We start from the raw sequence: 20,489 nt of genomic DNA, 5'->3' as shown, positions 1-20,489 counted from the left end.
GATTCATCCGTTCGGGACGAGTAGGTCCTGCCACGACTGCGTGCCGGCGGGCGCGGTCAGGTCGGCCTGTCGGAAGACCTTGCCGTCGGGCGTGGCGTATTGGCCGGTCTGGGGATCGTAGGGCGCGAAGGCGATGGACGGTCCGCCACCGGACCGCGACGAGCTCGGTGCCACGACCGGAGCGCCGCCGGCAGGCGCCGTCGCGGGCGGTGTTTCTCGAGGCGCTTCCGCTGGTGGCATCGGCGTGCCCTCCAGCGGGGCGTGGATCCGCTCGCTGAAGTCGACGCGGTCGTCGGGTGCGACCCCCTGGGCGATCAGGCTGGGATCGATCGGGTACGGGCCCAGCGGGTGCTGACGCATTGCCAACGGCTCGAACGGCTTGTCGCTGCGGCACATTTCGACGGTCGGGGCGCGCTTGCCGGGCTGGCCGAGACACGGGTAGTTCCGCGCACCGCGCACGCCGATGGGTGAGTCCTGCGGCAGTTTGCAATAGAGGCCGTCGGGTGTGTCGACGATCGTCTCGTCCTCGGGTGATCGCCACATGTTGGGCGGCAGGAATCCGACCGTGCACGCGGGCGGATCGCTGATCACCAACGTGAAATCGCCCAGCGCCATGCCGGTGGGATTGTTTCGCGCCACGCCGACTGTCTGCGTGGCCGCCACGTACGGCGGGAACAGCACCAGAAGCTGTTCCAGCGCGGCGTGATACGTCACCCCCACCTGGCCCACGGTGACGAGGTTGGCCAGCAACACCGGCAAGGTCGCCTTGACCTGGTTGAACAGCTGCGACGCCTCGTCGGCCGCGCGGGGACCGACATCGAGGAGCGTACGCATCTGGGCGTCGTCGGCCTCGAGTTGTCCGGTGATCCCCGCGACGCTGCGCGCCCAGCTGCGGATGGCGTCGGCCGACTGCGCTTGGCCGTCCAGCAGCGGACCGCTGTCGTCGATCAGCGCGCGGGTGCGGTCGGCGACCGCATTGCCGTCGCCGAGAATCGTCGCCGAGGAGTCGAGCAGCGAACCGAAGTCGTAACCGGTTCCGTCAAGGCCCCTGAACGATTCGTCGAGCAGCCCGCTGATCTTGTCCTTCGGGATGCTGTCGACCAGTGCGCTCACCTGATCGAGCATCGGGCCGACGGCTTGCGGCACCGATGTGTTCTGCCGCGGGATCACCGAACCATTCTGCAGGAAAGGGCCGTTCGCGTTCTCGGGGATCAGATCCACATACTGTTCCCCGACCGCCGACACGCTGCGCACGTTCGCCTTCGCATCGGCCGGGATTTTCGGCGACGTGTTCAGCGACAGCGTCGCGACGGCACCGTCCCGAGTGGGCCACACATCGAGGACCTTGCCCACCTGCACCCCGCGGTACGTCACGTTGGAGAACCGATAAAGGCCTCCGGTGCCCGGCAACTCCAATTGCACCGATATGCGACCAATGCCCAGCAGTGTCGGTACTTGCATATAGGTGAAGAACATCAACGTGATGCCGACCACCGAAGCGATGGTGAAGACGATCAGCTGATTGCGGATGAATCGAGTCAGCATCAGTTGCCCTCCGCTCCCCCGGCGCCCACCGCGTCGGCGGTCGCGGCTGAAGCTTCAGGCACCGGCCTGGGTGCTGTCCCTGACGCGTGGTCCACCGCAAGCTGTGAATCCGCCTGTCGCTGACCAGCTTCCACCAGTGGCGGCAAACCTGCCACCTCGGCGGGCGTCGCGGTGATCGGCGCCTTCAACGGATCGAGGGTGTAGGTGAGGTACCAGGGGTCGCCAGGAGCGGGCACCATCGGCGCTCCTTCCTGCCCCCAGCGGGTGCCCAGGAAGAGCCCTCTCTTGAGCCGCGGGATGGTGAAGTCGAAGATGATGAACTGGTTCATGTAGTCCCCGCGTATGGCACGGTCGATGAAGCTCTGCGTGTAGGGGAATGTCGGCGCGTAGGCCAGGACGGTACCCAGGTCCGGTCCGACGTCGGCGAGCGCGCGAAGCGTCGGTTCGAGGTTGGCGAGGTTGCGGACGAGGTCGTCCTGCGTGTCGTTGATCAGTCCGGTGGCGGTGTCGCTGAACCGACCGAGCCGGTCCAACGCTTCGGTGATCCGAGGCCGTTCCTTGACCAGGACGTCGAGCGCTGGCGGAATGCGTTGCAGTGCACCGCTGATCACGTCGCGCTCCGATGCGAAAGTTCCGGACATCCGGTTCATGGCCGCGATCGATGCGGTGATGTCGTCACGTTGGGTGTCGAGCATTCCGACGAAATCGTTGAGCCGCACCAGCAGGTCCCTGATCTGGCCTTCCCGTCCGTTCAGCGCGGCGTTGAATTCGCGGACGATGTCCCCCATCTGGCCGAGGCCACCGCCGTTGAGCACGACCGACAGCGACGACAGCGTCTGTTCGGTGGACGGGTACGTCGACGACCTGTTCACTCCGATGGTCGAACCGGGTTCGAGTTCTCCACTGGGCGCTTGGCCAAGCGGCGGGTCGAGTGCGAGATGCATGGACCCGAGAAGGCTGGTCTGTCCCACCGTAGCCACCGCGTTCGCCGGGACGACGACGTCGGGTCGCACCGAGACCTCGATGTCGGCGGTCCAGTTCGTCACCTTCATCTTGCCGATGCTGCCCACCACGACATCACCGATGAGCACGGGTGAATTCGGTTCCAGCGAACCGGCGTTGCGGATCTGCACGCGGTATACGTCGGCGTGTTCCCCACGGCCGACCGTGCCGGGCAGCGGCAACGAGTTGACTCCGTCGAACTCACACCCGGTTACCACGAAGGCCGCGCAGCACACCGTGGTGACGAGGCGTCGGATCGATCTGGCGAGGGTCATGGCGTTGGACCACCTCCCGTGGGAGGGGCCGCCGTCGACGGTGTGGCCGCGGCCTCCGCCGGCAACAGCATGTCCTCGAGAGAGGTCGGTTGGGGCGCGGCCGCCGGTGGGCCCGGCGGAACCGGTGCGCCCGGGAACAGCGCTGGTTGCGGAGCGGCGGGCAGCCCCGTGGGCGCGTAGGCGCCGGGCGGACCGGCCGGGGTGCTCCAACCCGGTGGCGGCGGCGTGTCACCCGCACCGGTGTAAGCCGATACAGCCGGCGCGATTTCGGGCGGCAGCGGGCTTTCACCCGCTCCGCCCGGAGCGAGCGCCGGATCCGAGTAGATCAGGTTGCCGGGGCTGGGCGACTTCTGCAGATAGGCGTTGAACGGCATCGGCAGGTAGTTGAAGTTGAGCAGGCGCAGTGCGGGGCCGAGGTATTCGGCACAGGCTTTGGACGCTTCCGGCGCCGTCGCGTTCTTCACCGCTCCGATCGCTGAGCACACCAGTTGCACTGGGTTGGCGAAGTTGGCCAGTGCGAAGCCGCCGATCATGGTCCCGGTGTCGGGGTTGTAGATGTTGTAGCCGTTGCCGATGGCGTTGGGCGCGACGTGCAGCACGTTCTCCAACGCAAGCCGGTTGTTGGAGAGGTTCTGTGTGACGTCGGCGAGCCGCTGAATCTGCTCGGCAGTCTGATCCCTGCTGCCGGCGATGAACCGCTGCACCTCGCCGACGGCTTCGGACAGGTGGGTGAGTGCCGCGTCGAGATCCGACCTACTCGCGTCGACCACACTGCTGACGGTGGCCAGGCGGTCCTGGAATTGCACGATCTGGGCGTTGCTGTCGCGCAGTGCGGTGACGAAGGTCTGGAGGTTTTTGATGACGTCGACGATGTTGCCGCTGCCGTCGGCGAGAATCCGGCCGACCTGAGAGAGCTGGGTGATGGTTTCGCGCAGCTTGTCACCGTTGCCGTCCATGGCGTTCGCCGCGCTGTCGATGAAGCGGCTCACAGATGTCGTCGAAATATCGCCTTGCGGGCCGAGATCGGTTGCCAGCCGGGTCAATTGGGTCTTCACCTCATCCCATTCGACGGGCACCGCCGTTCGGTCGACGCCGATGACAGCGTCGGCCGGCAGGGTGGGTCCGCTCGTCTCGTAGGCGGGGGCGAGCTGGACGTAGCGCGCTGAGACCAGGTTCTGCGCGACGATCACGGCTTTGGCGTCGGCGGGGATCGGCACGTCGCGGTCGACGGACAGCCGCATGCGTGCGTGCGCCCCGTCGGGCTCGATCGATTCGATGGTGCCGACCCGCACCCCCGCGACGCGGACCTCGTCGCCGGGGTAGATCGCGGTTGCCGAGCTGAAGTACGCCGTGATGGTTCTGGGGCCGAAGAATCCTTGTCGCACGACGACGGCGACTCCGGCGACGAGCAGGCCCGTCAGTGCGATCAGCAGTGCGGCCGTCAGAGGTTTGCGCCGCATCATCGCGACCCTCCCGGAATACCGTTGTACGGGAATGGGAATTCGGCCCGTGGCCCCGCGTTGTCGGGCGGCTGACCGGCGTTCACGCCGCGGCGGTAGCCGAGCGCGTAGTCGAGGAACGGTTGCAGCGACTGGGCGGGCAGGAGGTTGCCGACGAAGGCGTTGTAGTAGAAGCCGTTGTTGACCGCCTCACCTTGTGTCACTTGGTACTTCGACAAACCGGTGAGTGCCTTGGCGATGTTGTCGCGATTGCGCTGGAGCATGTCGTAGACCGAGTTCAGCTTCTGCAGCGTTGGGGCCATCTCCTGTTCGTTGTCGTGCACGAGACCCTTCAGTTGCTCAGCCACGGCCGAGGTGTTGGCCAGCAGGTTGACGATCGCGTGTCGACGCTGTTCGAGAACACCCATCAGGTCATTGGCGTTGAGGAGCAGGGTGTTGAGCTGCTGGCTGCGCTCCGACAGCACGCCGGTCACGTCGGCGGCGCTGGCGAGCAGCTCACCAAGTGACTCATCGCGGCCGTTCAGTGACGAAGACAGCCGGCTCAGGCCGTCGAAGGTCGGACCGAGCTGAGGCGCGATCCGGTCGATCGTTTCGGAGAGCGTGTCCAGGGCCCGGTTCACGGATGCGGTGTCGGTCGCCGCCGTGTTCGCGGTGAACTCACTGACCGCCTCGGTCAACGAGTACGGCGAGGAGGTCCGCGACAGCGGAATCACATCCAACGGTTTCATGCGCTCGTCGCCCGCGGGGTCGAGCGTCATCATCCGCTCCCCCAGCAGTGTGCCGGTGCGGATGTGCGCCGTGGTCTGCGATCCGAGGCCGACCTTTCCGTCGACGGTGAACGTCACCAACGCCTTGCCCTTGCTCAGCGTCACATCGGATACCGATCCGATCGTCATACCCGAGACCTTGACGTCGTTTCCCGGAGCCAGGCCTGCAGCCTCGGTGAACAAGGCCTGATACCTGATGGCGGTCGCCCACGACCACAACCGTTCCGGCTGTAGCCCGATCGCGATGACGAGGATGACGAGTGTCACGCCGATGAATCCAGCCCGGATCAACGAGGCACCACGGTATTTCAGCATCAGGGTTCCCCGCACCTTCCGTTCTGCTGGAGGATCCAAGGGAAGTGGGCGGTGCGGCCCTGCAGGTCGGTGACCCGCACCGAGATACCGCAAAGGTACTGGTTCAAGAAGCTTCCGTAAGCGCCGAGACGAACCAGTTTCTTGTAGTTCTGCGGCAGCTTCTGCAGTGAGATGTCCAGCAGCGGTTTGTCTTTCTCGAGCAACGGAGCCACCCGGTTGAGTTGGTCGATACTGCCGGCGAGCGGCGGGCGTGCCTGAGTCATCAGGTCGGCCAGCGAGGCGGTCCCGCTGTCGAGCGCGGTGATGGCCTCCCCGATCGGGTCGCGGTCGGTGGCCAGACCGGTGATGAGCTTCTCGAGGCGGTCGACCGCGCCGGAGAACTTGTCCCCGTCCTTGGCCACGGTCGCCATCACCGCGTTCAGGTTGTCGATCAGCTCCCGGACGATCTGGCCGTTGTCGGCGATCGCGGTCGTGAATGAAGCGGTTTTGGCGAACAACGACTCCACGTTGCCGCTCTGGCCCTGCAGGATCTGGATCAGCGAGTTGGTCAGGGCATTCACGTCGTCGGGATTCAGGCCGCGGATAACCGGTTTCAATCCGCCGAGGAGAAGGTCGAGGTCCAATGCCGGCTCGGTGCGCTCGGCGGGGATCTCGGACCCCGGTCCGGCGACCCTGGTGGAGCCGGGGCCGTCGAGGAGTTCGAGGTAGCGATCCCCCACGAGGTTGAGGTACCGCACCGCGGCCTTGGTGCCGGTGGTGAGCACGATGTCGGTACTGGCGTCGAAGCTGACCACGACGGTGTTGTCCGGTCGCAGTGAGACATCGTGGACTGTGCCGACTCGGATTCCCGAAACCCGCACCGAATCACCGGTTTTCAGACTCGAGACATCGGTGAACACCGCCGAGTAGTCGTTCGACGACCCCGTGCGGTACTGGCCGAAGATCGCGAACAGCGCGCCGGTCAACAGCAGCATCACCGTGCAGAAGACACCGAGCTTGATCGCTATGCCCACCCCGCTCATCCCGGCATCCCGATCTGTGCGGTGTTTCGCGGCGGACCGTCGATCGGGCCGAACAGTGCCTGCTTGAGCGCATCGGAGTTCAACAGGATGCCCTGATTGCCGTACTGCGCACGGCTGGCGTCGATGTCGCTGACGACGTAGGGCGCCCGCGTTTCGTATCCCACGTCAGGCAGACCCGCGCACTGGGGGCCGCCCTTGGCCGCCACCTTCGGCAGGTTCCCGGGGTAACGGTACCGTTCGGAGCCCAGCACGAAGGAATCCAGCAGTAGAACCCCAGGAACTGGTGAGGGCGCCGCCGTGGCCAACGGAACCATGCCTGCCAGCACACAATTCAGGGCTGGGTGATACTGGCTGGTCAGGTCGGTCGTGGGCACGAGCAGGTCGAGGACTTCAGTGATCGCGTGCCGGTTGTCGGACAGTACTTCGTTGCCGATCTCGGCGAACCCGATCGCGCTGAGCAGCAGGGCGTCGAGATCGTGCTGCTTCTCGACGATCGTGTCGCTTATGGCCGACGCACTGTCCACGACTGCCAGGAGATCCGGGCTCGCGTCGGCGTACGCGTCGAGAACTTCTGGTAGGACCGCGATGTCGTGGCTGAGGTTCTCCAAACTGGGGTCGAGCTTTGCGAGCATGGTGTCCAGGTCGGACAGCGCCTGCCCGAACTTCTCGCCACGGCCGCTGAGCCCGGAGGCCAACGCCCCCAGTGTCTCGTTGAGTTTTGCCGGCTCGATCTTGTTCAGCACGGAGACGAGTTGTTCGAATATGGTGTTGATCTCGACCGACACGTGATCGGCGTCGAGTACCTGGCCCGCCCGCAGCGATTGGGGAGACGGATCCGATGGTGGCACCAGGGCAACGGATTTCGCGCCGAACACCGTCGAGGATGCGATGTCGACACGTACGTTGGCCGGAATCAACTCCATCGCGGAGGGATCCATGGCGAGGTGGATAGCGGCCTTCCCGCCAGGGAGCGGTTCGATGGCGGAGACGGTGCCGACTTGAGCGCCGTGCAGTTTGACCCTGGCATCGGGATTCATCACGAGACCGGCGCGGTCGGTGATGACGGTGACCGGCTCGGTGCTGGTGAAATCCCCCCGGAAGAGCGCGACGGCGATGGCGACGACCGCTGCGATTGCGGCGATGGCAACGAAACCCGCTATCGGCCTTGCGTATTCACGCGGCTGTGTCGGTGGCTCGTGGTTGCTGGTCAACGTTCCACCTATCCCGACAGGTTGAAGTTGCCGTTGGAACCGTAGATGGACAGTGACACCAGCAAGGTGACCGACACGACGACCACCAGCGAGGTGCGCACCGCGTTACCGACCGCGACCCCCACACCCGAAGGACCGCCGGAGGCAAAGTAGCCGAAGTAGGTGTGAATCAACAAGATCGTGATCGCCATCAGCACCGCCTGAAGAAACGACCACAACAAGTCGATCGGATTGAGGAAGGTGTCGAAGTAGTGGTCGTACAGCCCGCCGGACTGGCCGAACAACACCACCGTGGTGAACTGGCTGGCCACAAAGCTCAAAATCACCGCAATCGAATACAGCGGAGTGATCGCCACCATGCCGGCCACGATGCGGGTGGACACCAGATACTCCACCGGCCGGATCGCCATCGACTCGAGTGCGTCGATCTCCTCATTGATGCGCATCGCCCCCAACTGCGCGGTCACCCCGGCCCCGAACGTGGCCGCCAACCCGATCCCGGCCACCACCGGCGCGGCGATACGCACATTGATGAACGCCGCCAAAAAGCCCGTCAACGCCTCGATACCGATATCGCCAAGCGACGAATACCCCTGCACCGCCAGCGTCCCACCGGCAGCCAACGTCAAAAACCCCACGATCGCGACCGTGCCACCGATCATCGCCAACGTGCCCGCGCCCATGGAGATCTCAGCGATCAACCGCACAATCTCCTTGCGGAAATGCACCGCCGCATGCGGGACCCCTGCCAGCGCCCGCAGATAAAACAACATGTGATCGCCGATGCGGCCGAGAAAGTCGACCGGCCGCTGGGCCTGGCGGCTCAAGCGGGGATACGTCGTGCGCAAAATCGTTGCGGTGCCCATGATATGCCGTTAGCCCGTGGTCATTCGGATGCCGATGGCGGTGACGACCACGTTGATCACGAACAACGCCATGAACGCATACACCACCGTCTCGTTAACCGCGTTACCGACCGCCTTGGCTCCACCACCGGTGATCGTCAACCCGCGAAAACACGCCACCAATCCCGCGATCAACCCGAACAACGCCGCCTTCACACACGAAATGATCACCTCGGGCACCCCGGTCAACAACGTGATCCCCGCAGCAAACGCACCCGGATTCACATCCTGGATGAACACCGAAAACGTGTAACCCCCCAAAATCCCGATGATCACCACCAAACTGTTGAGCAACAACGCCACCAGACCCGAGGCCAACATGCGCGGGGTCACCAAACGCTGCACCGGATTGATGCCCAACACCTCCATCGCATCGATCTCCTCGCGGATCGTGCGCGACCCCAGATCGGCACACATCGCCGTCGCGCCCGCACCGGCCACGATCAACACCGTCACGATCGGACCCACCTGGGTCACCGCACCAAAGGCCGCACCCGCCCCCGACAGATCCGCAGCACCCAACTCGCGCAACAAAATGTTGAGCGTGAACGACACCAATACCGTGAACGGAATCGCCACCAACAACGTCGGCGCCAACGACACCCGAGCGATGAACCAGCACTGCTCCAAAAACTCCCGCCACTGAAACGGCCGGCGAAACACAAACCGCACCGCATCAGCCGACATCGCAAACAACGCCCCGACCGCCTGCATCGGCCCGGCCAAATTCCGCAACGGCGGCAGACCCGCCGACCACCGCTCCGGTGCGTCGGTCGCCATCACCTCACGACTCCGCGTGCGGCCGTCATCGCGAAACACCCTGACGGGATCGCGGGTGACATCGGGCCTCCTGATTACGCGGGCGCATCGACGGCCCGTGTCTCGATCGGCAGCGTCGCAGTGAATCGTTCAGCGGCACAGTGAGCGTCCCGCTTACCGGGACGCCCGATGAACGGAACAACCGCCGGCGGTGAAATATGCGCGTGGCAGGCTAGGGGCGTGACCGATACCGCAGCCTTCATCGCCCGAGTCGAGAACGACCGCCGCGAGGCGCCGACACCTGCCGGAGTGCTGCGCTACTACGACGTGGGCGACGGTCCCGTGCTGCTGTTTCTGCACGGCTCCGGCCCCGGCGTCACGGGGTGGCGCAACTTCCGCGGCGTGCTACCGACCTTCGCCGAGCGGTTCCGGTGCCTGATTCTGGAATTTCCCGGTTTCGGGGTCAGCGACGATTTCGGCGGACATCCGATGATCACCGCACAGGGCACTGTCGCACCGTTTCTCGACGCGCTCGGGGTTGACCACGTTGACATCGTCGGCAACTCGATGGGAGGCGGTGTCGGCATCAACTTCGCGATCAACAACCCCGACCGCATCGGCCGGTTGGTCACGATCGGCGGCATCGGCACCAACATCTTCAGTCCCGGCCCGAGCGAAGGGATCCGGCTGCTCCAGGAGTTCACCGAGGATCCGACCCGGCAGCGGTTGGTCGACTGGCTCAACTCGATGGTCTACGACCAGTCTCTGGTCACCGAACAGCTGATCGAGGAACGCTGGCAGTTGGCCACCGATCCGGACACCCTGGCCGCCGCCCGCCGCATGTACGGCAAGAAGGCCTTCGCTCAGATGATGGCGTTCATGCGCAGCAGCGACGCGCCGCTGCCCTGGGCGCAGATGCACAGGGTCGCCGCACCCACGCTGCTGACGTGGGGGCGAGACGATCGGGTGAGCCCGCTGGACATGGCGTTGATACCGATGCGCACCATCCCCAACGCCGAGCTACACGTGTTCCCGAATTGCGGGCACTGGGCGATGATCGAGGCCAAGGAGGCCTTCGAGAACGTGGTGTTGGCGTTCTTGACCCGTGAGGCCTAGGGCGGCCCCAGCAGCCGGAAGCCCTTGTAACCCGCGGCGGCCACCTCGTTGCAGATGTCGAGGTAGACACCGAAACCGCCAATGAACAACATGAACCCGCGCGGTTTGCCCGGGACGTTGGCGCCCATGTACCAGGAGTTGGCCTTCGGGAACAACGTCGCATCCGCGCGCCGGTTGCACTCGGCGATCCAGTTGTCCACCGCAGCGGCGGTGGGTTCGAGTGCGGTGTAACCATGTCCGTCGAGGTAGGAGATCGCCTCGGCGATCCAGTTCACGTTCGCCTCGGCGTGCAGCACCATGTTGGCGAGCACCGCAGGCGCACCGGGGCCCGAGACCAGAAACAGGTTCGGGAAGCCGTCCACCCCGAGACCGAGGTAGGTGCGCGGACCGTGCGCCCAATCGTCGCGCAGACTCTGACCGCCGCGGCCGACAATGTCGATCTTGGCCAGTGCGCCGGTCATCGCATCAAAGCCGGTGGCCAGCACAATCGCGTCGACGTCATAGTGGGCGTCGGAGGTGTTGATACCCGTCGCGTCGATCGACACGATGGGCGTCTTCCGCACGCTGACCAGCTTTACGTGCGGTTGGTTGAATGTCTGAAAGTAGTTGGTGTCGGTGCAGATTCGCTTCGTCCCGATGGGGTGGTCGTTGGGGATGAGCAGTTCGGCGACCTCGGGGTCGTCGATCACCGCGCGGATCTTCTCCTCGTAAAACTTGCGCGCCTCCTCGTTGGCGGCCATATCGATCATCTGGTCGCTGAACGTCTTCGAGAACAGCACACCGCCGAGTTCCCAGCGTTTCTCGAACGCCGCCCGGCGCTCCTCGGGCGTGGCCTCCATCGTCAGCTTCGGATGAGCGATGTGCGGTGAGCCGCCGCCGCTGCGCCACGACAACCGGCGGCGTTCGGCGTAGGTCGCCTTGACCTGGGCGCGGTCCTCGTCGGTCAGTGGTCGATTCCCGGCGGGCACACTGTAATTGGGTGTCCGCTGGAAGACGTAGAGGCGATCGGCCTGTTCGGCGATGACCGGAATGGACTGGATGCCCGACGAACCCGTACCGATCACCGCGACTCGCTTGCCGGTGAAGTCGACGGGCTCGTGCGGCCAGTGCGCGGTGTGGTACAGCTCCCCCGCGAAACCGTCGAGGCCGGGAATGTCGGGCGTCAGCGCCGCCGACAGCGGACCGGTCGCCATCACACAGAAGCGCGCGGCGACGACCTCACCCGCGTCGGTCGTCACCGTCCATTTCAGATCGTTCTCGTCGAGCACCGCCGAGATGACCCGGGTGTTGAACGTGATGCCGTCGCGCAGGTCGAGCTTGTCGGCCACCCAGTTCAGGTAGCGCAGGATCTCGGCCTGCGTCGCGTACTTCTCCGACCAGTCCCACTCCTGCTCGAGTTCCGGATCGAACGAGTAGCAGTAGTCCACGCTCTCGACGTCGCAGCGCGCCCCCGGATAGCGGTTGTAGTACCAGGTCCCCCCGATCTCCGGCGCCGCCTCGAACACCCGCACCGACAAGCCCTGCGATCGCAGTTTGTGCAACGCGTACAGGCCGGCGAAGCCGGCGCCGACCACCACCGCGTCCACGTTCGACCGCTCCTCGGAGATACCCACGCGACCACGGTAGGGCGTGGCGGAGCCGATACCCCTGGAGTTTCCCGATGACCGGGCAATCGGGCGAGGAAGATTCCGCCCATTGGAAGGACCGGTCGACCCGGTTGCCGCGGACGGTGAAGATCAGCGCATGTCACAGACCGAGGCCAGCGTTACCCGGGTCGATACCACCGCCTGCGTCGATCTGGACGGAACCCGCCACCACCTTCGCTGGCCGCGCGACAAGACCCTCGTCGACGCGATGCTCGACGCCGGGATCGATGCCCCGCACTCGTGCCGGGAAGGCCACTGCGGGTCATGCGTCGCGACCGTGGTGTCCGGCGAGGTCGACATGGCCACCTGCGACATCCTCGAGCCCGCCGACCTGGCCGACGGCCTCATCCTGGGGTGCCAGGCCCGACCGCTCAGCGACGACATTCATGTCGAGTATTGAGCCGAAACCCCGCCCGCTGACCGGGATTGCGTCCCATTCGCCCGTCCGGTGCGGTAGACCATCAAGTGCAGCCGATAGTGAGGACATCAGCATGAGTGAGCGCGTACTCGACCGGGTGATGCACCTGGCCGAGCAGTTCAAAGACCAGGGCGCCGAGGCCGAGAAGATCGGACGCTTGACCGACACCACGGTCAAGTCGATGAAGGCCGCCGGGTCCATCCGCCTGCTGCAGCCCAAGAAGCACGGCGGCTACGAGGCCCATCCCCGCGAATTCGCCGAGACCGTGATGGCCACCGCGGCCCTGGACCCCGCGGCTGGCTGGATCAACGGCGTGGTCGGTGTGCACCCGTACCAGCTGGCATACGCCGATCCGCGGGTAGGCGAGGAAGTCTGGGGCGAGGACGTCGACACCTGGATGGCGTCTCCGTACGCGCCGCAGGGCGTCGCAAAGCCGGTCGACGGGGGCTACCTCTTCAACGGACGGTGGCAGTTCAGCTCCGGAACCGACGCGTGCGACTGGATCATCCTCGGCGCGATGATCGGTGATGCGGAAGGCAAGCCGCTGATGCCACCGCAGATGCTGCACATGATCCTGCCGCGGTCGGACTACGAGATCGTGGAGGACTCGTGGGACGTCGTCGGGTTGCGCGGCACCGGATCCAAGGACGTCATCGTTCGCGATGCGTTCGTGCCGGAGTACCGCACGATGGACGCGATGAAGGTGATGGACGGCACCGCCCAGCGTGAAGCGGGTATGACCGAACCGTTGTACCTGATGCCGTGGTCGACGATGTTCCCGCTCGGTATCTCGGCCGCCACCATCGGCATCGCCGAGGGCGCGCTGGCCGCGCATCTGGACTATCAGCGCGAGCGCGTGAACTCCAGCGGCGTTGCGATCAAGGACGACCCGTACGTCATGTACGCCATCGGAGAGGCGGCCGCCGACATCAACGCCGCACGCCAGGAACTGCTCGCCAACGCCGACCGCATCTACGACATGGTCGCCGCGGGCAAGGAGGTCAGCTTCGAGGACCGGGCCGCCGGACGTCGCACCCAGATCCGCGCGGTGTGGCGCGCGGTGTCCGCCGTCGACGAGATCTTCGCCCGCTCGGGCGGCAACGCCGCACGCATGGACAAGCCCTTGCAGCGGTACTGGCGCGACGTGCATGTCGGGCAGCTGCACGCAATTCACGTGCCCGGCACGGTATTTCACGCCTCGGCGCTGAGCTCGCTGGGCGTGGATCCGCAGGGTCCGCTGCGGGCGATGATCTGATGAGCGATCTGAAGAGCCTCGGATATGTCAAGGTCCAGGCGACCGACATCGAGCGCTGGCGCCACTTCGCGTTCAAGGTGCTGGGTTTCGCCGAGGGCTCCGGCCCCGACGGCGACGCGCTGTATCTACGCATGGACGAGCGCGCCGCGCGCATCATCGTGGTTCCCGGCGACGTCGACAAGATCGTCACCGTCGGTTGGGAAGTCCGCGACCATGCGGCGCTGACCCGGGTGAAGGCCGCTCTGGACGGCGCTGGCATAGCGGTCAAGGAACTCTCACTCGAGGAGGCCGACGCACGTCGGGTCGAAGAGGTGATCGCGTTCGACGATCCGGCAGGCACCTCCACCGAGGTCTTCCACGGTGCGGTACTCGACCACAGCCCGGTGGTGACGCCGTACGGTGCCAGGTTCGTCACCGGCGATCAGGGGTTGGGCCACGTCGTGCTGCCGGCCCTCGACGTGCCTGGCCTGTTCGGTTTCTACACCGAGGTTCTGGGATTCAAGTCGCGCGGGGCGTTTCGCGTTCCGACGCCGCCGGAGTTCGGGCCGCTGCGCGTGCGGTTCCTCGGTATCAACGCGCGCCACCACAGCCTGGCGATCTGCCCGGCGATGACGTTGCGAGACCCGGGCCTGATCCACCTGATGGTGGAGGTCGACAGCCTTGACGCCGTCGGACAGGCACTCGACCGGGTGAACAGGGACGGCTTCCAGTTGTCCTCGACGCTGGGCAGGCACACCAACGACAAGATGGTGTCGTTCTACGTGCGCGCGCCCGGTGACTGGGATATCGAGTTCGGCACCGACGGTATGCGGGTCGACGAAACCTATTACACCGCAGAGGAAATCACCGCCGACAGCTACTGGGGTCACGAGTGGGTCTCCGACCTGCCGGCGGCGATGCGCCCGTGAACGGTGACGTCACTCCGCTTCCCGCGGCGGATATCGCGCAGTGGGACGAGGAGGCCGACGTCGTCATCGCCGGCTTCGGCATCGCCGGTGCCGCGGCAGCGGTGGAAGCGACGCGCGCCGGCGCCGACGTCCTGGTCCTCGAACGAACCGGCTCGTGGGGCGGCGCGGCGTCGATGGCCGGTGGCTTCATCTACCTGGGCGGTGGCACACCCATCCAAAAGGCCTGCGGCTTTGACGATTCCGTCGCGAACATGGCCGCCTACCTGAACGTCGCGATGGGGCCCGGTGCCGACGAGAAGCGCATCGCCGACTACTGCGACGGCAGCCTCGAGCACTTCGACTGGCTCGTCGGCTGCGGTGTGCGGTTCAAGCCGGAATTCTTCGGCGAGCCGGGTTGGGAACCCATGGGCGATCAGGGGTTGATGTACAGCGGCGGGGAGAACTCCTACCCGTTCAACACCATTGCCACGCCCGCACCGCGGGGACACGTCCCGCAGATGTCGGACAAGAAGCAGGGCGAGGCGAGTGCCGGCTTCATGCTGATGAAGCCGCTCGTGGAGACGGCCACCGCGGCGGGAGCACGGGCCATTTACGACGTCCGCGTGCAGCGGTTGATCGTCGAGTCCGACGGCCGCGTGGTCGGTGTTCGCGCGCGTCGGTACGGCGAGGAGATCGCCGTGCGGGCGCGTCGCGGAGTGGTCCTCGCGATGGGCAGCTTCGCCTACAACGAGGCCATGGTCGCCCAGTACGCCCCGCGCATCGCCGGCCGACCCGCCGCCGCCATCGAGCAGCATGACGGCCAGGCCATCCGGATGGCGCAGGCGCTGGGCGCCGACCTCGCCCACATGGACGCCACCGAGGTGGCCATCTTCATCGATCCGCAACAGTTGGTGCGGGGCATCCTCGTCAACGGCCGCGGGCAGCGCTACGTCGCCGAGGACACCTATCCCGGCAGGGTCGGACAGTTGACGCTCTACCACCAGGACAACACGGCGTACCTGATCATCGACGAGAAGGCTCAGGAGGAGGCGATGGCCTCGCTGTCGCCGCAGTTGATGCTGCGCCCGCCGACCTGGGTGTGCGAGTCGGTGGCCGAACTCGAATCCGAGATGGGGTTGCCGACGGGATCGCTTCAAGCGACCGTCTCCGCCTACAACGCCGGCGCCGCCGCGGGTGAGGATCCGCTGCTGCACAAGAAGCCGCAGTGGCTGCGACCGATCGGCACACCGGTCGGCGCGATCGATCTGCGCGAGAGCACCGGCGGATTCACCCTGGGCGGGCTGCAGACATCGCTGAACGCGGAGGTCTTGCACGTCAGTGGCGAGCCCATCCCCGGCCTGTTCGCCGCGGGGCGCTGCACCGCGGGCCTCGCGGCGTGGGGCTACGCGAGCGGTATCTCGTTGGGCGACGGAAGCTTCTACGGCCGGCGGGCGGGGCGGAGCGCGGCGGCCGCCTAGTCCCCAGCCCGCGTGGTACACGATGGACGCATGAAGGCCGTCAGCTGTGAACAAGGCAATCTGTCCGTCGTCGACCTCCCGACCCCTGCCCCAACACGCGGGCAACTGCTGCTCGAGGTGCGGCGCTGCGGGATCTGCGGATCCGACCTACATGCGAAGGACCATGCCGACGAACTGACCGATGTGATGGACGAGGTCGGTTATCCGGACTTCATGCGTCGGGACACGCCGGTCGTGTTGGGCCACGAGTTCGTCGGTGAAGTAGCCGAGCGCGGCCCGGGCGCCGCCAAGGAGTTCAAGGCCGGGGCTCCCGTGGTGTCTTTTCCGATGGTGCGAGCGGCGGGCGGTGTGCACATGACCGGGCTGTCGCCGCTGGCACCCGGCGCCTACGCCGAGCACGTCCTCGCCGAAGCCTCGATGAGCTTTGTCGTCCCGAATGGGCTCGACCTCGATATCGCTGCGCTGACCGAGCCGATGGCGGTGGCCCTGCATGCGGTGCGCCGCAGCCAGATCGGCAAGCGTGATGTCGCGATCGTCATCGGTTGCGGGCCGGTCGGTCTCGCGGTGATCTGCCATCTGAAGTCGCTCGGCGTGGCCACGATCGTCGCGAGTGACTTCTCCGCCACGCGCCGCGAGATGGCGTCGCGCTGTGGCGCCGACGTCGTCGTCGATCCCGCCGTCGACTCCCCGTACACGGCCGCCGGTCAGTCCGCGGCGATCACCGAGGCTCAACAGTTGTTTGAACTCGCCGTCGGCACGATGGAGAAGCTGCGCCGCGTGCCGGGCTGGTCGCAGCTCTACCGGGTCGCCGACAGGTTGGGCGCGGCGAGCCCGAAGCGGCCCGTGGTCTTCGAATGTGTCGGCGTGCCCGGGATCATCGACGGCATCATCCGCGCGGCTCCCGTGCAGTCACGGGTCGTCGTGGTCGGCGTGTGCATGGGCACCGACCACTTCCGCCCGGCGGTCGCGAACGGCAAAGACATCGACCTGCGGTTCGTCTTCGGTTACACGCCGCTGGAGTTCCGCGACACATTGCACCTGCTCGCCGACGGCAAGGTGGACGCCTCGGCGCTCGTCACCGGGACTGTGGGGCTGAGCGGCGTGGCACGCGCCTTCGAGGTCCTCGGCGCGGCCGAAGCGCACGCCAAGATCCTGATCGACCCGCAGAGCGACGCGATTTCGCCTTAGCGGGTTGATCGCACGCGCCCAGTGCGGGCGATCAACCCGTTAGCGACACGTCGACGCGTGGCCCGAAACCGCAGGTCATTTCCGTGACCGAAGGCCAATCGAAGTGTTCGTGTGACACCACGCACAGCGACATGCTACAAATAGGCATATTCCTATTAGAAATATCGCCTGCCTGTCGCAGGTCGTTCGCCGGAGGCCACATGACAACGACTGTCGAAACACCCAGCGCCGTCCTCGACCGCGTATCGCTGGTTCTTGACGCCTTCGACGGCCCGGGCCGGCTGACACTGGCGCAGATCGTGCGCCGCACCGGGCTTCCCCGCTCGTCCGCACACCGCATGCTCGAGCGCCTCGTCCAATTGCGGTGGCTGCGACGCAACGGGCGCGACTACGAGCTGGGCATGCGGCTGGTCGAGCTGGGGTCGCTCGCGGTGCACCAGGACCGCCTGCACCGCGCGGCGGTCCCTCTGCTGCACGACCTGCACCGCGCCACCGGTCTCGTCGTCCACCTCGCCGTCCTGGACGGCGCCGACGTCGTATACCTGGAGAAGATCGGTGACGGGCTGGGCGCAGCCATACCCAGCCGCGTCGGGGGGCGTCACCCCGCTCACTGTTCGGCCCTGGGCAAGGCGATGCTGGCGTCCGTGGGCGATCTGGACTACGACACCATCGACCTGACGAGCCGGCGTACCAAGTACTCCATCGGATCGCCCGCCCAGCTGCGCACCGAACTCGCCAAGGCACGCTCGCACGGCATCGCGTTCGACCGTGAAGAGGCCCTCACCGGATTCGGTTGTGTGGCAGCACCGATCGGCGGTCAGGGTGAGGCTGTCGCGGCGGTGTCGGTGTGCGGACCGATGAACCGCATGATGTTCGATCAGCGCCTCGTCGCACCGGTGCGGATGACAGCCATGGCGGTCTGGCGCAACGCCGAGGACGGCCCCCGGCGGGTCGCGCCGACGCTGCAGCAGGCCCGGCCGCTGCGGAACATGCCCGCACCCCGGCCCACGGCGCCCCGCGAGCCGGTGCTGCAGTACGCGTGACACTCGATCCGCAGATCGCCGAACTGATCGAGGCGCTGGACTCCGGTTTTCCGCCGGTGCACACCATGACCGGCGCGCAGGCGCGAGCGACCATCCGATCACGCTTCGTACCGCCCGCACAGCCCGAAGCCGTCGGGTCGGCCGAGGACGTCACCATCCCCGGACGCGTCCCGGTTCGGATCTACCGACCGGCGTCGGATGTCGCGCTGCCGATTGTGGTCTACGCGCACGGCGGTGGGTTCGTGTTCTGCGACCTCGACAGCCACGACGGGCTGTGCCGCAACCTGGCGAATCTCCTTACCGCGGTGGTGATCTCGGTCGACTACCGACTGGCGCCCGAGCATGCTTGGCCTGCCGCCGCGGAGGATGTGTACGCCGCGACGTGCTGGGCGGCCGAGCACGCCACGCAATTCGGTGGCGACCCGGGCCGGCTGGGGGTCGCGGGCGACAGCGCAGGCGGCAACCTCGCGGCGGTCACCACGCTGATGGCACGCGACCGCGGTGGGCCCGCACTGTCCGCTCAACTGCTGATCTACCCGATGATCGCCGCGGACTTCGAGACCGAGTCATACCGCTTGTACGGCAAGGGTTTCTACAACCCGCGCCCAGCGTTGCAGTGGTACTGGGACCAGTACGTGCCCTCCCCCGTCGACCGCACACACCCGTATGCCTCGCCGCTGCAGGCGCGCCTCGACGGACTGCCACCGGCCGTGGTGGTGATCGCGGGTCACGATCCGCTACGCGACGAGGGCGTCGCGTACGCCGATGCGTTGGAATCCGCCGGTGTCTCTGTGGCGCGGTGCACGTTCGACGGCGGGATCCACGGATTCATGACGATGCCGATGCTCGATATCGCTCATGAGGCGCGGCGTCAGGCCAGCCAGGAGCTCGCGAAGTTGTTGTGAGGCTTGCCACTAGGCCTTGGTGACCGGCCCGTAGCGCTGGTGCGGGTCGAGCACGCAGTGTGTCCGGCCGAACACCGTGACCATGCATTTGTTGTTGTGGTTGCATCGGCTGCGGGTGTCGTGATCGGCGGTCATCGCGTTGACCAGATCGGGTTCGCGGAGTAACGCGCGGCCCATCGCCATGAAGTCGAAACCCTCGCGCAGCCCGGTCTGGAGGTGGTCGTAGTTCGTGATGCCGCCCAGCAGAATCAGTTTGGTGTTGCCGATGACGGGAACGAACTGTCGTGCGGCGTCGAGCATGTAGAGGTCCCGGTACGGATAACTGCCCATGACCCGCTTGCCCGCCAGGCGTACGCCGGGCCGCAGCGCGGACGGCATCACCTCGGCGAATTCCTTGACCGGAACGTCGCCCCGGAACAGGTACATCGGTTTGTAGACCGATGACCCCTGAGTGAGCTCGATGGCGTCCAGCGTGGAGTCGGCGTCGAGCAGCTGCGCGGTCCGCAGGGCCTCGTCGATCCAGATGCTGCCGGGCAGACCGTCGTCCATGTCGAGTTTGGCGATGACGGCGATCTGGTCCTTTACGACTTCCCGGACACGGGCCGCGATTTCGCGGACCAACCGCGACCGGTTGTCGATGGAACCGCCGTATTGGTCCTTGCGCCGGTTGATCCGCGCACTGAGGAACGAACTCGGTAGGTAGAGATGGCCGAAGTGCAGTTCGACGGCGTCGAAGCCGGCGTCGATGGCCACCTGCGCAGCCGCGGCGAATTGTTCGATCACGGCGCGGATCTCGTCGCGGGTGATCTCGCGACAGTAGGCGAAGGAGGTCGGGTTGACGAAGCGGCTCGGGGCGACCGCGGTCACCCCGGTCAGCTTCTTCGGAGCCACGACACCGGCGTGGCCGAGCTGCGCCGAGATCGCCGCGCCTGCCGCGTGGACGGCGTCGGTCAGCCTGCGCAGTCCCGGCAGCGCCGCCGGGCTCATCACGATCTGACCGGGGGCGCTGGCACCCTCCTTGGAGACGCAGCAGTAGGCGACCGTCGTCATTCCCACGCCGCCCTTGGCGAACGCGACGTGGAAGTCGATCAGGTCGTCGGTGACCAAGCCGTCCGGCGAGCGGCCCTCCGACGTCGCGGCCTTGATGACCCGGTTGCGCAGCTTCACCGGACCGAGCCGGGCCGGCGCGAACGGGTCCAGCGTCTCAACGGTCATCGGCCCACGGTGCTCCGCGGAACGGTCGCGGTCAACGGTGTCATCCCGATGGCCGGGAGCGTCATCCTCACCACGAT

At 66.2% G+C, this 20,489-nt stretch carries 18 protein-coding genes; 8 read left to right on the top strand and 10 right to left on the bottom strand.

Translation table 11 applies throughout. The features are described 5' to 3' along the window. Positions 1–3 precede the first annotated feature (3 nt). The 8 genes from AU198_RS19155 to AU198_RS19120 are packed head-to-tail and all read right to left on the bottom strand — an operon-like array spanning position 4 to position 9,282. Entirely contained in the window at positions 4–1,545 is a 1,542-nt protein-coding gene (locus tag AU198_RS19155; protein WP_064350131.1) for an MCE family protein, read from the bottom strand. After that, complete coding sequence (locus AU198_RS19150; protein WP_064350130.1) at positions 1,545–2,822, bottom strand: MCE family protein; 1,278 nt, start codon at positions 2,820–2,822, stop codon at positions 1,545–1,547. The genes AU198_RS19155 and AU198_RS19150 overlap by 1 nt, the downstream gene beginning before the upstream one ends. Further along, positions 2,819–4,285 (bottom strand): MCE family protein, encoded by a 1,467-nt coding sequence (locus AU198_RS19145; protein WP_064350129.1) that lies wholly within the window; start codon positions 4,283–4,285, stop codon positions 2,819–2,821. The genes AU198_RS19150 and AU198_RS19145 overlap by 4 nt, the downstream gene beginning before the upstream one ends. Beyond that, complete coding sequence (locus AU198_RS19140; protein WP_064350217.1) at positions 4,282–5,364, bottom strand: MCE family protein; 1,083 nt, start codon at positions 5,362–5,364, stop codon at positions 4,282–4,284. Before AU198_RS19140 ends, AU198_RS19145 begins: the two co-directional genes overlap by 4 nt. Continuing rightward, a complete protein-coding gene (locus tag AU198_RS19135; protein ID WP_064350128.1) occupies positions 5,364–6,386 on the bottom strand; it encodes an MCE family protein in 1,023 nt (340 codons plus the stop codon). The genes AU198_RS19140 and AU198_RS19135 overlap by 1 nt, the downstream gene beginning before the upstream one ends. After that, positions 6,383–7,597, bottom strand: coding sequence for an MCE family protein (locus AU198_RS19130; protein ID WP_064350127.1), 1,215 nt, complete (start codon positions 7,595–7,597; stop codon positions 6,383–6,385). Before AU198_RS19130 ends, AU198_RS19135 begins: the two co-directional genes overlap by 4 nt. Positions 7,598–7,605: 8 nt before the next feature. Further along, complete coding sequence (locus AU198_RS19125; RefSeq protein WP_064350126.1) at positions 7,606–8,463, bottom strand: MlaE family ABC transporter permease; 858 nt, start codon at positions 8,461–8,463, stop codon at positions 7,606–7,608. Between the two features lie 9 nt (positions 8,464–8,472). After that, entirely contained in the window at positions 8,473–9,282 is an 810-nt protein-coding gene (locus AU198_RS19120; RefSeq protein ID WP_064350125.1) for an MlaE family ABC transporter permease, read from the bottom strand. Between the two features lie 219 nt (positions 9,283–9,501). On the opposite strand from AU198_RS19120, the gene AU198_RS19115 reads away from it, so the two are divergent. Beyond that, positions 9,502–10,377, top strand: coding sequence for an alpha/beta fold hydrolase (locus tag AU198_RS19115; RefSeq protein ID WP_231744715.1), 876 nt, complete (start codon positions 9,502–9,504; stop codon positions 10,375–10,377). Here the strand turns inward: AU198_RS19115 and AU198_RS19110 are convergent. Continuing rightward, positions 10,374–11,990 carry a flavin-containing monooxygenase gene (locus AU198_RS19110; RefSeq protein WP_064350124.1) on the bottom strand — a complete coding sequence of 539 codons (1,617 nt, stop codon included), beginning with the start codon at positions 11,988–11,990 and terminating at the stop codon, positions 10,374–10,376. The genes AU198_RS19115 and AU198_RS19110 overlap by 4 nt on opposite strands. A 130-nt stretch (positions 11,991–12,120) precedes the next feature. Between AU198_RS19110 and AU198_RS19105 the strand changes: the two genes are divergently transcribed. The 7 genes from AU198_RS19105 to lipP1 all read left to right on the top strand — a co-directional run bounded on the left by AU198_RS19105 (position 12,121) and on the right by lipP1 (position 19,197). Further along, entirely contained in the window at positions 12,121–12,423 is a 303-nt protein-coding gene (locus AU198_RS19105; RefSeq protein ID WP_064350215.1) for a 2Fe-2S iron-sulfur cluster-binding protein, read from the top strand. A 91-nt stretch (positions 12,424–12,514) separates the two neighbouring features. Continuing rightward, complete coding sequence (locus AU198_RS19100) at positions 12,515–13,696, top strand: acyl-CoA dehydrogenase family protein (RefSeq protein WP_064350123.1); 1,182 nt, start codon at positions 12,515–12,517, stop codon at positions 13,694–13,696. Then, a complete protein-coding gene (gene bphC / locus AU198_RS19095; RefSeq protein WP_064350122.1) occupies positions 13,696–14,604 on the top strand; it encodes a biphenyl-2,3-diol 1,2-dioxygenase in 909 nt (302 codons plus the stop codon). Before AU198_RS19100 ends, bphC begins: the two co-directional genes overlap by 1 nt. Then, entirely contained in the window at positions 14,601–16,061 is a 1,461-nt protein-coding gene (locus tag AU198_RS19090) for an FAD-dependent oxidoreductase (protein WP_064350214.1), read from the top strand. The genes bphC and AU198_RS19090 overlap by 4 nt, the downstream gene beginning before the upstream one ends. A 30-nt stretch (positions 16,062–16,091) precedes the next feature. Continuing rightward, the gene (locus AU198_RS19085) at positions 16,092–17,249 is read left to right on the top strand and encodes a zinc-binding dehydrogenase (RefSeq protein ID WP_064350121.1); all 1,158 of its coding nucleotides are present in this window, start codon (positions 16,092–16,094) and stop codon (positions 17,247–17,249) included. Positions 17,250–17,449: 200 nt separating this feature from the next. Further along, positions 17,450–18,292 (top strand): IclR family transcriptional regulator, encoded by an 843-nt coding sequence (locus AU198_RS19080; RefSeq protein ID WP_064350120.1) that lies wholly within the window; start codon positions 17,450–17,452, stop codon positions 18,290–18,292. Then, complete coding sequence (lipP1, locus tag AU198_RS19075) at positions 18,289–19,197, top strand: LipP1 family hormone-sensitive lipase (RefSeq protein WP_064350119.1); 909 nt, start codon at positions 18,289–18,291, stop codon at positions 19,195–19,197. Before AU198_RS19080 ends, lipP1 begins: the two co-directional genes overlap by 4 nt. A gap of 9 nt (positions 19,198–19,206) precedes the next feature. Here the strand turns inward: lipP1 and AU198_RS19070 are convergent, their stop codons facing one another. Next, complete coding sequence (locus AU198_RS19070) at positions 19,207–20,412, bottom strand: NADH:flavin oxidoreductase (protein WP_064350118.1); 1,206 nt, start codon at positions 20,410–20,412, stop codon at positions 19,207–19,209. Positions 20,413–20,489 lie beyond the last annotated feature (77 nt).

It is taken from the genome of Mycobacterium sp. GA-1199 (assembly GCF_001500045.1).
Classification (GTDB): Bacteria; Actinomycetota; Actinomycetes; order Mycobacteriales; family Mycobacteriaceae; genus Mycobacterium.
The sequence above is the reverse complement of the archived record's forward strand: the minus strand, read 5'-3'. Positions and strand labels throughout refer to the sequence as shown.